The organism is Citrobacter sp. MGH100 (assembly GCF_001034465.1).
In the GTDB taxonomy this organism is placed as follows: domain Bacteria; phylum Pseudomonadota; class Gammaproteobacteria; order Enterobacterales; family Enterobacteriaceae; genus Citrobacter; species Citrobacter youngae.
This window is the reverse complement of sequence record NZ_KQ089802.1, coordinates 190,947-205,587: the sequence shown is the minus strand read 5'-3', so window position 1 is coordinate 205,587 and position 14,641 is coordinate 190,947. Positions and strand designations below refer to the sequence as shown.

At 51.1% G+C, this 14,641-nt stretch carries 12 protein-coding genes; 10 read left to right on the top strand and 2 right to left on the bottom strand.

Annotated features, from left to right (window positions below):
- Positions 1 to 46: 46 nt before the first annotated feature.
- The 7 genes from silC (at position 47) to SK32_RS18830 (ending at position 9,715) form a co-directional block, all read left to right on the top strand.
- Entirely contained in the window at positions 47 to 1,432 is a 1,386-nt protein-coding gene (gene silC, locus SK32_RS18860) for a Cu(+)/Ag(+) efflux RND transporter outer membrane channel SilC (protein ID WP_000475506.1), read from the top strand.
- Between the two features lie 27 nt (positions 1,433 to 1,459).
- Positions 1,460 to 1,813 (top strand): cation efflux system protein CusF, encoded by a 354-nt coding sequence (cusF, locus tag SK32_RS18855; RefSeq protein ID WP_001246155.1) that lies wholly within the window; start codon positions 1,460 to 1,462, stop codon positions 1,811 to 1,813.
- A gap of 113 nt (positions 1,814 to 1,926) precedes the next feature.
- Positions 1,927 to 3,219, top strand: a complete 1,293-nt coding sequence (gene silB / locus SK32_RS18850; RefSeq protein WP_000157620.1) for a Cu(+)/Ag(+) efflux RND transporter periplasmic adaptor subunit SilB — start codon at positions 1,927 to 1,929, stop codon at positions 3,217 to 3,219.
- Between the two features lie 10 nt (positions 3,220 to 3,229).
- Positions 3,230 to 6,376 (top strand): Cu(+)/Ag(+) efflux RND transporter permease subunit SilA, encoded by a 3,147-nt coding sequence (gene silA, locus SK32_RS18845; RefSeq protein ID WP_000574029.1) that lies wholly within the window; start codon positions 3,230 to 3,232, stop codon positions 6,374 to 6,376.
- 86 nt (positions 6,377 to 6,462) lie between these two features.
- On the top strand, positions 6,463 to 6,903 hold the full coding sequence (locus SK32_RS18840) for a DUF411 domain-containing protein (protein ID WP_000758228.1): 441 nt from the start codon (positions 6,463 to 6,465) through the stop codon (positions 6,901 to 6,903).
- 126 nt (positions 6,904 to 7,029) lie between these two features.
- Positions 7,030 to 9,477, top strand: a complete 2,448-nt coding sequence (gene silP, locus SK32_RS18835) for an Ag(+)-translocating P-type ATPase SilP (protein WP_023331515.1) — start codon at positions 7,030 to 7,032, stop codon at positions 9,475 to 9,477.
- A 40-nt stretch (positions 9,478 to 9,517) separates the two neighbouring features.
- Positions 9,518 to 9,715, top strand: coding sequence for a DUF2933 domain-containing protein (locus SK32_RS18830; RefSeq protein ID WP_000843494.1), 198 nt, complete (start codon positions 9,518 to 9,520; stop codon positions 9,713 to 9,715).
- A 33-nt stretch (positions 9,716 to 9,748) separates the two neighbouring features.
- Here the strand turns inward: SK32_RS18830 and SK32_RS18825 are convergent, their stop codons facing one another.
- On the bottom strand, positions 9,749 to 10,486 hold the full coding sequence (locus SK32_RS18825; protein ID WP_000287501.1) for a peptidoglycan DD-metalloendopeptidase family protein: 738 nt from the start codon (positions 10,484 to 10,486) through the stop codon (positions 9,749 to 9,751).
- A gap of 288 nt (positions 10,487 to 10,774) precedes the next feature.
- Positions 10,775 to 11,224 (bottom strand): copper resistance protein, encoded by a 450-nt coding sequence (locus SK32_RS18820; protein ID WP_001023257.1) that lies wholly within the window; start codon positions 11,222 to 11,224, stop codon positions 10,775 to 10,777.
- A gap of 234 nt (positions 11,225 to 11,458) precedes the next feature.
- On the opposite strand from SK32_RS18820, the gene pcoA reads away from it, so the two are divergent.
- The 3 genes from pcoA to pcoC are packed head-to-tail and all read left to right on the top strand — an operon-like array spanning position 11,459 to position 14,592.
- A complete protein-coding gene (gene pcoA, locus SK32_RS18815) occupies positions 11,459 to 13,276 on the top strand; it encodes a multicopper oxidase PcoA (protein ID WP_048213625.1) in 1,818 nt (605 codons plus the stop codon).
- 5 nt (positions 13,277 to 13,281) lie between these two features.
- Positions 13,282 to 14,172 carry a copper resistance outer membrane transporter PcoB gene (gene pcoB, locus SK32_RS18810; protein WP_001378118.1) on the top strand — a complete coding sequence of 297 codons (891 nt, stop codon included), beginning with the start codon at positions 13,282 to 13,284 and terminating at the stop codon, positions 14,170 to 14,172.
- Between the two features lie 39 nt (positions 14,173 to 14,211).
- Complete coding sequence (gene pcoC / locus SK32_RS18805) at positions 14,212 to 14,592, top strand: copper resistance system metallochaperone PcoC (RefSeq protein ID WP_000025662.1); 381 nt, start codon at positions 14,212 to 14,214, stop codon at positions 14,590 to 14,592.
- Positions 14,593 to 14,641: the final 49 nt, after the last annotated feature.

Genomic DNA, 14,641 nt, shown 5'->3' with positions numbered 1-14,641 from the left:
GACTTCATTTGAACCATTTACCAGGTCTGCCTGGACGAGAAGCGTTATGTTCAAATTAAAATTACTCAGCATTAGCACGATATTCATCCTGGCAGGCTGCGTGTCGCTTGCGCCTGAATATCAGCGGCCCGCAGCACCGGTACCCCAGCAGTTTTCACTGTCCCATAACAGCCTGACGCCAGCGGTAAATGGCTATCAGGATACGGGCTGGCGTAACTTTTTTGTCGATCCCCAGGTTACCCGGTTGATCGGTGAAGCTCTGACTAATAACCGTGATTTGAGAATGGCTGCCCTGAAGGTTGAAGAGGCCCGGGCCCAGTTCAACGTCACGGATGCAGATCGTTATCCCCAGCTGAATGCCTCATCCGGGATAACATACAGCGGTGGTCTGAAAGGTGACAAGCCGACCACACAGGAGTACGACGCGAGACTGGAGCTCAGCTATGAGCTCGATTTTTTCGGCAAACTTAAGAACATGAGTGATGCTGATCGCCAGAACTACTTTGCCAGCGAAGAAGCCCGTCGGGCCGTACACATCCTGCTGGTATCCAACGTTTCACAAAGCTATTTCAGCCAGCAACTGGCGTACGAACAACTTCGTATTGCGCGGGAAACGCTGAAAAATTATCAACAGTCCTATGCTTTCGTTGAGCAGCAGCTCGTGACCGGGAGTACGAACGTTCTGGCACTTGAACAGGCGCGAGGACAAATCGAAAGTACCCGCGCCGAAATAGCCAAACGAGAAGGCGATCTGGCTCAGGCAAACAATGCCCTGCAACTGGTGCTGGGAACGTACCGCGCACTTCCGTCAGAAAAAGGGATGAAAGGCGGGGAGATAGCCCCAGTAAAATTGCCACCAAATCTGTCTTCACAAATTTTGCTGCAGCGACCGGATATTATGGAAGCGGAATATCAGCTGAAAGCGGCTGATGCCAATATTGGCGCAGCGCGAGCGGCCTTTTTCCCCTCAATTACCCTGACCAGTGGTCTTTCCGCAAGCAGTACGGAGCTGTCCAGCCTGTTTACGTCAGGAAGTGGAATGTGGAATTTTATCCCTAAAATTGAAATTCCTATATTTAATGCTGGCAGGAATAAAGCCAATCTGAAGCTGGCTGAAATTCGCCAGCAACAGTCGGTGGTTAATTACGAACAAAAAATTCAGTCAGCCTTTAAGGATGTTTCCGACACGCTTGCGCTGCGCGACAGCCTTAGCCAGCAACTTGAGTCACAGCAGCGTTATCTTGATTCACTTCAGATAACTCTCCAGCGTGCCAGAGGATTGTATGCAAGTGGTGCTGTCAGTTACATCGAAGTGCTGGATGCAGAACGTTCCCTCTTCGCTACCCAGCAAACCATTCTCGATCTTACCTATTCCCGGCAGGTTAACGAAATTAATCTGTTTACCGCGCTGGGTGGCGGTTGGGTAGAGTAAATTTATTTAATTAATCAGGAAATTAAAATGCGTAATTCACTTAAAGCCGTTTTATTTGGTGCCTTCTCTGTCATGTTTTCTGCCGGTCTTCATGCTGAAACACATCAGCATGGCGATATGAATACTGCCAGTGATGCTTCGGTACAGCAAGTTATCAAGGGCACCGGTGTCGTTAAAGACATTGATATGAATACTAAGAAAATCACCATTTCGCATGAAGCAATTCCAGCGGTGGGCTGGCCTGCAATGACCATGCGCTTTACTTTTGTTAATGCAGACGATGCTATTAATGCCCTGAAAACAGGCAACCATGTCGATTTCTCGTTTATTCAGCAGGGCAATATCTCCTTACTCAAAAGCATTAACGTGACGCAGTCCTGATTGGCTGTCCGGAGCGATTACATCCTGTGCGCCTGTACATTCACATAGGTATATGTGTGAGTTAACCGTCAGGCGCATATGCCAGGTGTTTTGATTTTTTAGCGGAAAATTGTATGGCTTCTTTAAAGATAAAATATGCTGCAATAATTATCAGCAGCCTCATAGCAGGGGGGCTGATATCGGTTACTGCCTGGCAGTATGTAAACTCAGCACAAAAGACAGAAAAAACAGAACAAAAGGCACCGGAACGAAAGGTGCTTTTCTGGTATGACCCAATGAAACCGGATACCAAATTTGATAAACCCGGAAAATCGCCCTTTATGGATATGGACCTGGTGCCAAAATATGCTGATGACAGTGGCGATAAAAGCAGTGGCGGGATCCGTATCGACCCAACCCAGGTTCAGAATCTGGGATTAAAAACGCAAAAAGTCACGCGAGGAATGCTGAATTATTCTCAGACAATCCCGGCTAATGTCAGCTATAACGAGTATCAGTTTGTTATTGTGCAGGCGCGTTCTGACGGGTTTGTCGAAAAAGTCTACCCCATGACGATTGGCGATCATGTGAAGAAGGGGACGCCACTTATCGATATTACCATTCCGGACTGGGTGGAAGCACAGAGTGAATTCCTTCTGTTATCCAGCACCGGTGGTACTTCCACGCAAATTAAAGGCGTTCTGGAACGGCTTCGCCTGGCAGGTATGCCGGAAGAGGATATTCAGAGACTGCGTTCTACCCGGAGCATTCAGACCCGTTTTACCATTAAAGCACCTATTGATGGTGTCATTACTGCATTTGACCTGCGCACCGGCATGAATATTTCGAAAGATAAGGTGGTGGCTCAGATTCAGGGAATGGACCCGGTCTGGATCAGCGCTGCAGTGCCAGAATCTATCGCCTATCTGCTGAAAGATACGTCGCAGTTTGAAATTTCGGTACCGGCTTATCCGGATAAAACATTCCATGTCGAAAAATGGAATATTCTTCCCAGCGTGGATCAGACAACCCGTACGCTTCAGGTCCGTCTCCAGGTTTCTAATAAGGATGAGTTTCTCAAGCCGGGCATGAATGCCTATCTGAAACTGAATACCAGAAGCCAGGAGATGCTGCTGATACCAAGCCAGGCCGTTATCGATACCGGCAAAGAACAGCGCGTGATTACTGTTGATGATGAAGGCAAGTTTGTGCCGAAACAGATCCACGTTCTGCATGAGTCACAGCAACAGTCCGGCATCGGCTCCGGCCTGAATGAAGGCGATACCGTGGTGGTCAGTGGCCTGTTCCTCATTGACTCTGAAGCCAATATTACGGGCGCACTGGAACGTATGCGCCACCCTGAAAAAACAGAAAGCAGTATGCCAGCAATGTCTGACCAGCCTGTAAATATGCATTCAGGGCACTGAGGAGACGACGATGATTGAATGGATTATCCGGCGCTCTGTCGCCAACCGTTTCCTGGTCATGATGGGGGCCCTGTTTCTCAGCATCTGGGGCACATGGACGATTATTAACACGCCTGTCGATGCCTTGCCTGACCTGTCAGATGTGCAGGTCATTATCAAAACCAGCTATCCCGGCCAGGCCCCGCAGATTGTAGAAAACCAGGTCACCTATCCACTTACCACCACCATGCTGTCCGTGCCTGGCGCAAAAACCGTGCGTGGTTTTTCACAGTTCGGTGATTCGTATGTGTATGTCATTTTTGAAGACGGCACCGATCTGTACTGGGCCCGTTCCCGCGTGCTGGAGTACCTGAACCAGGTACAGGGAAAACTGCCCGCCGGTGTGAGTTCTGAAATCGGTCCGGACGCCACGGGGGTGGGCTGGATATTTGAATATGCCCTTGTCGATCGCAGCGGAAAACACGACCTTTCAGAACTGCGTTCTCTGCAGGACTGGTTCCTGAAATTTGAGCTGAAAACCATCCCGAACGTGGCTGAGGTCGCTTCGGTTGGCGGCGTGGTGAAACAGTACCAGATTCAGGTCAATCCGGTAAAATTGTCTCAGTATGGTATCAGCCTGCCCGAAGTGAAACAGGCCCTTGAATCGTCTAACCAGGAGGCCGGTGGCTCATCCGTTGAAATGGCCGAAGCTGAGTATATGGTCCGTGCCAGCGGTTATCTTCAGAGCATTGATGATTTTAATAACATCGTCCTGAAAACAGGCGAGAACGGCGTGCCGGTTTATCTGCGGGATGTTGCCCGCGTGCAGACCGGGCCTGAAATGCGGCGTGGTATTGCCGAGCTGAACGGCCAGGGCGAAGTCGCTGGCGGCGTGGTGATCCTGCGGTCGGGTAAAAATGCACGCGACGTTATCACGGCAGTGAGGGATAAACTTGAGACGCTGAAGGCCAGCCTGCCGGAAGGCGTTGAAATCGTGACCACCTACGATCGCAGCCAGCTCATCGACCGGGCGATTGATAACCTCAGTTCCAAACTTCTGGAAGAGTTTATCGTGGTGGCCATCGTCTGTGCCCTGTTCCTGTGGCACGTACGTTCTGCCCTGGTGGCGATTATCTCTCTGCCGCTTGGTCTGTGTATCGCCTTTATCGTCATGCACTTCCAGGGACTGAACGCCAATATCATGTCGCTGGGAGGGATAGCGATTGCCGTCGGTGCGATGGTGGATGCCGCCATTGTGATGATTGAGAATGCGCATAAGCGGCTTGAGGAGTGGGATCATCAGCATCCGGGTGAGCAGATTGACAACGCCACCCGCTGGAAGGTGATTACCGATGCCTCCGTTGAAGTGGGACCCGCACTGTTTATCAGCCTGCTGATCATCACCCTGTCCTTTATTCCTATCTTTACCCTGGAAGGTCAGGAAGGACGTCTGTTTGGCCCGCTGGCATTCACGAAAACGTACTCCATGGCGGGCGCGGCCGCGCTGGCCATCATCGTCATTCCGATTCTGATGGGATTCTGGATCCGGGGGAAAATTCCTGCAGAGACCAGTAACCCCCTGAACCGGGTACTGATCAAAGCGTATCATCCATTGCTGTTGCGGGTTCTCCACTGGCCAAAAACAACCCTGCTGGTTGCGGCCTTGTCCATTTTCACCGTTATCTGGCCGCTGAGCCAGGTGGGCGGTGAGTTTCTGCCGAAGATTAACGAGGGCGACCTGTTGTATATGCCGTCGACCCTGCCGGGTGTCTCTCCGGCTGAAGCTGCAGCGCTCCTGCAGACGACGGACAAGTTAATCAAAAGCGTTCCTGAAGTGGCCTCTGTATTTGGCAAGACCGGTAAAGCAGAGACCGCCACGGATTCCGCACCGCTCGAAATGGTTGAAACCACGATCCAGCTCAAACCTGAGGATCAGTGGCGTCCAGGCATGACGATTGACAAGATTATTGAAGAACTCGACAGGACCGTCCGTTTACCGGGGCTGGCAAACCTCTGGGTGCCGCCAATCCGTAACCGTATTGATATGCTCTCAACCGGGATCAAAAGCCCGATAGGTATCAAGGTGTCCGGAACGGTTCTGTCCGATATCGATGCAACGGCGCAGAGTATCGAAGCGGTCGCCAAAACCGTACCCGGCGTAGTGTCTGCTCTCGCAGAGCGACTGGAAGGCGGGCGCTACATTGATGTGGATATCAACCGGGAAAAAGCCTCCCGCTACGGAATGACGGTGGGCGATGTGCAGCTGTTCATCTCATCAGCCATCGGCGGCGCGACGGTAGGGGAAACGGTTGAAGGCGTGGCCCGGTACCCGATTAATATCCGCTATCCGCAGGATTACCGGAACAGCCCGCAGGCCCTGAAACAGATGCCGATCCTGACCCCGATGAAGCAGCAGATCACGCTGGGCGATGTTGCGGATATTAAGGTCGTTTCCGGGCCGACTATGCTGAAAACGGAAAATGCCCGTCCAGCCAGCTGGATTTACATTGACGCGCGCGGCAGGGATATGGTGTCGGTGGTTAATGACATTAAAACGGCGATCAGTCAGAAAGTGAAACTGAGACCGGGTACCAGCGTGTCATTCTCCGGACAGTTTGAACTGCTTGAGCATGCCAACAAGAAACTGAAGCTGATGGTGCCGATGACGGTGATGATCATCTTCATCCTGTTGTATCTGGCATTCCGCCGGGTTGATGAAGCCCTGCTGATCCTGATGAGCCTGCCGTTCGCCCTGGTTGGCGGGATATGGTTCCTGTACTGGCAGGGCTTCCATATGTCTGTCGCAACCGGAACGGGGTTTATCGCTCTGGCCGGGGTGGCAGCAGAGTTTGGCGTGGTCATGCTGATGTATCTGCGTCATGCCATTGAAGCGCACCCGGAATTGTCCCGTAAAGAGACGTTCACACCGGAAGGCCTTGATGAAGCCCTCTATCATGGTGCCGTACTGCGTGTCCGGCCGAAAGCCATGACCGTGGCGGTGATCATTGCGGGTCTGCTGCCAATACTCTGGGGAACCGGTGCAGGTTCAGAAGTCATGAGCCGTATCGCGGCACCCATGATTGGTGGGATGATCACGGCTCCGCTGCTGTCCCTGTTCATTATTCCTGCCGCCTACAAATTAATCTGGCTGCGCAGACATAAAAAAAGCGTGTCCTGAACCTGAAAGGGCACCCCCTGTGGGTGTCCTTCTTTACTGATTCACCCTGACGTCAGGGTTTAAATCGATAATATACAGAGGTGAGTATGAAAAAAGTGGTTCTGATGGCGCTGGCTCTCGGCCTTTCACTGCCCGCGATGGCGAGTGAAAAAGTGATTGATATGTACAAATCTGAAAACTGTGGCTGTTGTTCCCTGTGGGGCAAGGCGATGGAAAAAGACGGGTTTGAAGTACGAACTCACGTCATGAATGATCAGGCGCTGTCAGCCCTGAAAGAAAAGCATGCTATTCCTGCAGGACTGCGAAGTTGTCATACCGCGGTTGCCGGTAATTTGATCATTGAAGGCCATGTGCCTGCGACAACGATACATAAGGCAATGCAGTCTGGTTCAGGTATATACGGTCTCGCCACCCCCGGTATGCCAGCAGGAAGTCCTGGAATGGAGATGGGAGCCCGAAAAGAGGCTTACGATGTTATCGCATTCTCACCGGATGGAAGTAAAAAAGTCTTCCAGCGAATCGAATAGTCAGCGGAACGGCTGATAACGGGACGCCGGCAGCAGGCACTCTTATGCCGGCGGCATTCGTGGTAATCGCATCCATGACATACCCTGAAGACAGAAGATGCTTCGGTATGCATAAGGAGAGTTACTGTGAAAAATGACAATGCAGTGCAACACAACAACCAGACTGCTTCTGAGCAGACATTATCCCCGGACGAGGGCCACGTATTGCATAAGGTGAGAGATCCCGTGTGCGGGATGGACATCCTGCCCGACAGGGCGCACAGCAGCATTCGATACCAGGACCATCAACTTTATTTCTGCTCCGCCAGCTGTGAGAGTAAATTTAAAGCCCATCCCGATCGTTATCTTACCGAAGATGCCAGTGAACATTCCCATCACCATCACCACGATCATCACGAAGTCAGCCCTGATCAGATAAAACAGCCTCACCACCAGGCGGAGAAAGAGAATTCTGAAGGTGTGTGGACATGTCCGATGCACCCGGAGATACGCCGCAGTGGTCCCGGAAGCTGTCCTGTCTGTGGAATGGCACTGGAGCCGCTCGTAGCTACGGCATCCACGGGGCCAAGTGATGAACTTCGCGACATGACAAGACGCTTCTGGCTGGGGTTGTTGCTGGCGTTTCCGGTTCTGGTACTCGAAATGGGATCTCATCTGTTTCCCGCCTTGAGGAATACAGTACCGCCACAGTACAACACATGGCTGCAGCTGCTTCTGGCCTCTCCTGTCGTGTTGTGGTGTGGCTGGCCATTCTTCGCCCGGGCCGGAATGTCGTTACGTAACCGCTCCCTGAATATGTTTACCCTTGTTGCAATGGGCACCGGCGTAGCCTGGGTGTACAGCGTCATTGCAACCGTCTTCCCCTCCTGGTTTCCTGCATCGTTCAGAAACATGGATGGCCTGGTGGCCGTTTATTTTGAAGCCGCAGCTGTTATTACGGTGCTTGTTCTGCTGGGACAGGTTCTTGAGCTGCGGGCACGGGAACAAACCTCAGGCGCCATTACTGCGCTTCTGAACCTTGCCCCCAAAACCGCCAGACGGCTGGATCATGACGGTCATGAAACGGATATTAATGCGGAAGATGTCCTGCCTGGCGATAAGCTCCGCATCAGACCTGGAGAGAGTATTCCGGTCGACGGTATCGTGATCGAAGGCAAAACAACCGTTGATGAATCGATGGTGACCGGGGAATCTATGCCGGTTACCAAAACGGAGGGTGACCCTGTCATCGGGGGGACCATTAATCAGACAGGGAGTCTCATCATCCGTGCAGAGAAAGTCGGTGATGAAACAATGCTCTCACGAATTGTTCAGATGGTCGCTGATGCACAGCGTTCGCGTGCCCCCATCCAGAGAATGGCTGACAGCGTTTCAGGCTGGTTTGTTCCTCTGGTGATACTTATCGCGGTTGTTGCTTTCGTGATCTGGTCTGTCTGGGGGCCCGAGCCCAGGATGGCGCACGGTCTCATTGCGGCTGTGTCGGTCCTGATTATTGCCTGTCCCTGCGCGCTGGGGCTGGCCACGCCGATGTCGATAATGGTGGGGGTGGGCAAAGGAGCCCAGGCCGGGGTGTTAATCAGGAATGCCGAAGCCCTTGAGCGTCTTGAAAAAGTGGACACGCTGGTTGTCGACAAAACAGGCACGCTCACGGAAGGTTCGCCTACGGTGACAGGGATTATCAGTCTCAATCCGGGTGGGGAAACATCTCTTTTGCGTGTAACAGCCGCAGTGGAAAAAGGCTCGCAGCATCCGCTGGGTATGGCAGTAGTTAAAGCAGCACAGGAAAAGGGGATCGCAATACCCGCAGTCACTCATTTCGATGCACCGTCGGGTAAAGGTGTCTCAGGCGATGTCGAAGGTCAACGGGTTGTTATTGGTAATGAACTGGCTATGCAGGAAAACAGTATAGTTATTGATAATCAAAAGGCCGTTGCGGATACGTTGCGGATGGAAGGCGCTACCGTTATCTATGTGGCCACAGACGGGGACCTTGCAGGCCTGATAGCTATCTCGGATCCCGTGAAAACAACCACGCCGGATGCGCTTAAAGCTTTGCGTCAGGCGGGGATCCGCATCGTTATGCTCACCGGGGATAACCAGCTTACTGCTGAAGCAGTCGCACGGAAACTGGGAATAGATGAGGTTGAAGCCGGAATTCTGCCGGATGGCAAAAAAGCAGTGATAACCCGACTGAAAGAGTCTGGCCATGTGGTTGCGATGGCCGGAGACGGTGTGAATGATGCCCCGGCGCTGGCAGCGGCTGACGTGGGTATAGCCATGGGAACGGGTACAGATGTGGCAATTGAAAGTGCCGGAGTCACCCTTCTCAAAGGCGACTTGATGATACTGAACAGGGCCCGTCATCTGTCAGAGATCACCATGAAAAATATCCGTCAGAATCTGTTTTTTGCATTTATCTACAACGCACTTGGCGTGCCTGTGGCTGCAGGTCTGCTTTATCCTGTGTATGGAATACTGCTGTCGCCAGTTATTGCGGCGGCGGCCATGGCTCTTTCCTCCGTCAGCGTCATTGTGAATGCGTTGCGTCTGAAAAGTGTCAGGCTCGGGAAATAACACTGAGTGAAGGGTCAGTTACGAACAGAAGGAGTCCAGTATGAAAAGTACCACCTATGCGCTTATTGCTGTCGCCGCGATCGCGGCATTTGCCCTCCTGCGCGAACACTGGTCACATGTGGCAGGTTACTGGCCATATCTGTTATTGCTGGTCTGCCCGCTAATGCATCTTTTCCACGGCCACGGAGGGCATGGAGATCATCAACATCACGGAAGTGAAAACGATAAAAAAAATTAATCCGGCAGACGGGGCCGCGTCGCGGTCCCGTTATCAGTCCAGGTATCGTTCGTAGTCTCTGGCATGCGCAAAGGCATGCTGTTCGAGTTTGTTATCAGCGGGTGCCGCTGCCCGGAACGCCAGAGAGTTAACAGGGTTGTTATTGATGACCAGCTCGTAATGCAGATGAGGACCGGATGAACGTCCGCTGTTACCGGATAACGCAATAGCACCTCCCCGTGTAACCCTGGCCCCTTTAGTAACGAGTATTTTATTGAGGTGGAGATAGCGAGTTTTAACACCGGCTTTTCCCGTTACTTCAACAAAATATCCCATGGTACTGTTGTATTCGGCCCGGGTGATTTTTCCGTCGATGACGCTGACTATTTTCGTGTTCATGGGCATGGAATAATCAATGCCATTATGGGGACTCACTTTTCCCGATACCGGGTTAAGTCTTGCAGGATTGAAAGGCGAACTGAGTCTTGCTGTGGCCGGTAACGGATAATCGAGACTGCCTTTCCCGGAAGTATCGGAAAGGTTATAGAACTTTTTATCTGATATACGATACGCCGTGTAATTAAATGAACCGGACGTAAATTTATAGGCCACGACACGTGATTTTCCCGCTTTCTTTTGCAGTACGAGTTTTAATGATTCATTTTTTTTCAAATGCCGCAGATTAAACCGGGAAGGCAAGGAGCGCTGAAGAGTAGCGATCTCGTTCGATTCCAGCCCCGAGCGGGTGGCTGAAAGGTAGGCATTTTCTTTTACGACATCGGTAGAATACATTTACTGGAATTCGCCGTTAGCATGAACACTGCGGCGTATGCTAGGGGTTTTCAGGAGGCGTGTCATCTGTCAGTTAATCGGGAGCACCGTTGATGGTCGTCATTTTTGTAACATATCTTGTTTCCCGTTTGCTCCTGAAGCTCTGGGAACTGTATGACCAGCCCGACGGTGATGATTAACGGGACTGAAACAGGTTACGGCAGAGCAATATGGGGCTCATGTCCTGCTACGTAACCCGTCAGTAAAGCCCTGCTGCGCACCTGACGCTAAGCACTAACCCGCCTGCAGTTACCTGGTCGAATACAGCCCGCGAAGCTTTCTTGCCTGCGTCTGATGTGCTTCCGCACCGGCATTATTGACCTGCTCATGCACGAGAGCGGCTTTTTCTCCGGCATTCAGTTCGTTAAAAGAAGAAGACGAGGTCTTTGAATTTGCATCACTGCCGGACAGCATTTTTTTATGTTCCTCAATCATTTTCTGATGCGCATAGGACGCGCTGTTGTTCATAAATGAATGAGCAACAATGGCCCTTTCATGTTCATTCATTTCAGAGAATGAGGGCGTGTTGTTTTTATTAACCCTGTCCGGTAAGTTTTCATGCGTCGAGGAATTCACATGACTGACGGCTGAGGCATTATTAACAAATCGATGTGCTTCATGGGCAATATCACTGGACTGAGCAAAAGCTGCCCCACAAAATAAAGCTGTAAACGCAGTGGTCGTGATTAATATATTCATGTGTAATTACCTTCTGAGGTACATAAAAGATGTCCTTATGATCATATATAAAAATAATCAACCTGTGGGGAAGATGACGTAAATGTAATACAGCTATGTACATTACACGATTGTAATGAATTTGTTTCTTAAGGTGTGCTAGATTCATTTCATTGTAAGTGGATGAACCAGTAATTTAATTTAAATCGGTTCTCGAATTCTGTCAGTAACCATACTTTAAATAAGGGAATGCGCATGCTGTTGAAAACGTCTCGACGAACTTTCCTGAAGGGGTTAACCCTCTCTGGCGTAGCCGGAAGTCTTGGCGTATGGAGTTTCAATGCGCGTTCCAGTCTGAGCCTGCCAGTTGCCGCATCCCTGCAGGGTACTCAGTTTGACCTGACCATTGGTGAAACGGCCGTCAATATCACGGGCAGTGAGCGTCAGGCCAAAACAATCAATGGAGGCCTGCCGGGGCCCGTTCTTCGCTGGAAAGAAGGTGACACCATTACCCTGAAGGTCAAAAACCGTCTTAATGAACAGACGTCCATTCACTGGCACGGCATTATTCTTCCGGCCAATATGGATGGTGTTCCGGGGCTGAGTTTTATGGGCATAGAGCCTGATGATACCTACTTTTACACCTTTAAGGTTAAGCAGAACGGGACTTACTGGTACCACAGCCATTCCGGTCTGCAGGAACAGGAGGGGGTATACGGTGCCATTATCATCGATGCCGGGGAGCCAGAACCGTTTACTTACGATCGTGAGCATGTGGTCATGTTGTCTGACTGGACCGATGAAAATCCTCACAGCCTGCTGAAAAAATTAAAAAAACAGTCGGATTACTACAATTTCAATAAACCAACCGTTGGCTCTTTTTTCCGCGACGTGAATACCAGGGGGCTGTCAGCCACCATTGCCGATCGGAAAATGTGGGCTGAAATGAAAATGAATCCGACTGACCTCGCGGATGTCAGTGGCTACACCTACACCTATCTCATGAACGGGCAGGCCCCGCTGAAAAACTGGACCGGACTGTTCCGTCCCGGTGAAAAGATACGCTTACGGTTTATCAACGGCTCGGCAATGACCTATTTCGATATCCGTATCCCCGGGCTGAAAATGACGGTCGTGGCTGCAGATGGCCAGTATGTAAACCCGGTTACCGTTGACGAATTCAGGATTGCCGTTGCCGAAACCTATGATGTCATTGTGGAGCCTCAGGGTGAGGCCTATACCATCTTCGCACAATCCATGGACAGGACCGGTTACGCTCGAGGGACACTGGCCACGAGAGAGGGGTTAAGTGCTGCCGTTCCCCCCCTCGATCCCCGTCCTCTGTTGACCATGGAAGATATGGGTATGGGGGGAATGGGACATGATATGGCAGGAATGGACCACAGCCAGATGGGAGGCATGGATAACAGCGGAGAGATGATGTCTATGGACGGTGCTGACCTTCCGGATAGCGGGACATCCTCCGCGCCCATGGATCACAGCAGCATGGCCGGTATGGATCATTCCCGGATGGCCGGAATGCCGGGTATGCAAAGTCATCCTGCGTCAGAAACGGATAACCCACTGGTTGATATGCAGGCGATGAGCGTCTCTCCGAAATTAAATGATCCGGGTATTGGTCTTCGAAATAACGGAAGAAAGGTTCTCACGTACGCGGATTTGAAAAGCCGCTTTGAGGATCCTGACGGACGTGAACCTGGCCGTACCATAGAACTGCATTTAACCGGCCACATGGAAAAGTTTGCCTGGTCATTTAACGGAATCAAGTTTTCAGATGCCGCACCGGTGCTGCTGAAATACGGTGAGCGGCTCAGGATCACGCTGATCAACGATACCATGATGACTCACCCCATTCACCTGCATGGTATGTGGAGCGATCTGGAAGATGAAAACGGTAATTTCATGGTTCGTAAACACACAATAGATGTTCCCCCTGGTACAAAACGCAGTTACAGAGTGACAGCAGATGCGCTTGGCCGCTGGGCGTATCACTGCCATTTGCTCTATCACATGGAAATGGGAATGTTTCGTGAAGTCCGGGTGGAGGAATGATGCGAATGAAGAGAAATTTGAAGGCCATACCTGTTCTGGTCGCCGGTTTGTTTACCTCACAGCTTTCTATTGCGGCGGGCTCCGTCTCTGCAGATCCCCACGCCGGGCACGACATGTCTGCCATGCAGATGCCAGCAGATGAGAATTTCACTGAGATGACGTCAATGGAGCCCATTGTAACTGAGAGCAGAACGCCAATTCCGCCTGTTACCGATGCCGACCGGAAGGCTGCATTCGGCAATTTACAGGGGCATGCGATTCACGACAGTGCGATTAATTATCTGGTTCTGCTGGATCAACTGGAATGGCAACGGTCGGATAACACCAACAATTTCAGCTGGAGTGTTAACAGCTGGATTGGAGGCGACACAGATCGGATTTGGCTAAAGAGTGAAGGTGAACGAAGCAATGGGGAAACGGAGGCGGCTGAAGCGCAGTTACTCTGGGGACATGCGGTTGGCCCATGGTGGGATTTGGTTGCGGGTGTCAGGCAGGATTTCAGACCTGCTTCTGCCCGGACCTGGGCTGCTGTCGGTTTTCAGGGGCTGGCACTCTATAATTTTGAGTCTGAAATTACGGGTTTTGTCAGTAATGGCGGAAAAGCAGCCCTTCGTCTGGGAGGAGAATACGACGTTTTACTGACTAACCGGCTCATACTCCAGCCATCCTATGAGGTGAATTTCTACAGTCAGGATGATGAATCGCGGGGTCGCGGCAGGGGACTGACTGACACAGAGCTGGGGCTCCGGCTGCGCTATGAAATACGCCGTGAGTTTGCACCCTATATAGGCGTTTCCTGGAATCAACTTTACGGGAAAACATCCGATATGGCGAAAAGAGAAGGTGAGAAAGACCATCAGGTAGTATTCCTGGCGGGAGCCAGAATCTGGTTTTAACGCACTGATATAAAACACTCAACTAAACAGGTAAATAAAATGTCGATTTTAAATAAAGCCATTCTTACAGGTGGCCTCGTTATGGGCGTTGCTTTCTCTGCTATGGCCCATCCGGAATTAAAAAGCTCTGTGCCACAGGCTGATTCAGCCGTAGCGGCCCCGGAAAAGATTCAGCTTAATTTCTCGGAAAATCTGACCGTGAAATTCTCAGGTGCAAAATTAACGATGACGGGTATGAAAGGCATGTCATCACATTCTCCGATGCCGGTCGCGGCAAAAGTGGCGCCAGGCGCTGACCCTAAATCGATGGTCATTATTCCGCGAGAGCCTTTACCCGCTGGCACTTATCGTGTTGACTGGCGCGCGGTTTCTTCAGATACGCACCCTATTACCGGTAATTACACCTTTACAGTGAAGTAATATTATGAACGACCTGATTATGATTGTTATTCGTTTTCTTCTTTATCTG

Coding starts and splice junctions, on each gene's coding strand:
- silA (WP_000574029.1), top strand. CDS start 3,230: ATGATTGAATGGATTATCCGGCGCTCTGTCGCCAACCGTTTCCTGGTC.
- silB (WP_000157620.1), top strand. CDS start 1,927: ATGGCTTCTTTAAAGATAAAATATGCTGCAATAATTATCAGCAGCCTC.
- cusF (WP_001246155.1), top strand. CDS start 1,460: ATGCGTAATTCACTTAAAGCCGTTTTATTTGGTGCCTTCTCTGTCATG.
- SK32_RS18820 (WP_001023257.1), bottom strand. CDS start 11,224: ATGAATATATTAATCACGACCACTGCGTTTACAGCTTTATTTTGTGGG.
- SK32_RS18825 (WP_000287501.1), bottom strand. CDS start 10,486: ATGTATTCTACCGATGTCGTAAAAGAAAATGCCTACCTTTCAGCCACC.
- pcoA (WP_048213625.1), top strand. CDS start 11,459: ATGCTGTTGAAAACGTCTCGACGAACTTTCCTGAAGGGGTTAACCCTC.
- silC (WP_000475506.1), top strand. CDS start 47: ATGTTCAAATTAAAATTACTCAGCATTAGCACGATATTCATCCTGGCA.
- SK32_RS18840 (WP_000758228.1), top strand. CDS start 6,463: ATGAAAAAAGTGGTTCTGATGGCGCTGGCTCTCGGCCTTTCACTGCCC.
- pcoB (WP_001378118.1), top strand. CDS start 13,282: ATGAAGAGAAATTTGAAGGCCATACCTGTTCTGGTCGCCGGTTTGTTT.
- SK32_RS18830 (WP_000843494.1), top strand. CDS start 9,518: ATGAAAAGTACCACCTATGCGCTTATTGCTGTCGCCGCGATCGCGGCA.
- pcoC (WP_000025662.1), top strand. CDS start 14,212: ATGTCGATTTTAAATAAAGCCATTCTTACAGGTGGCCTCGTTATGGGC.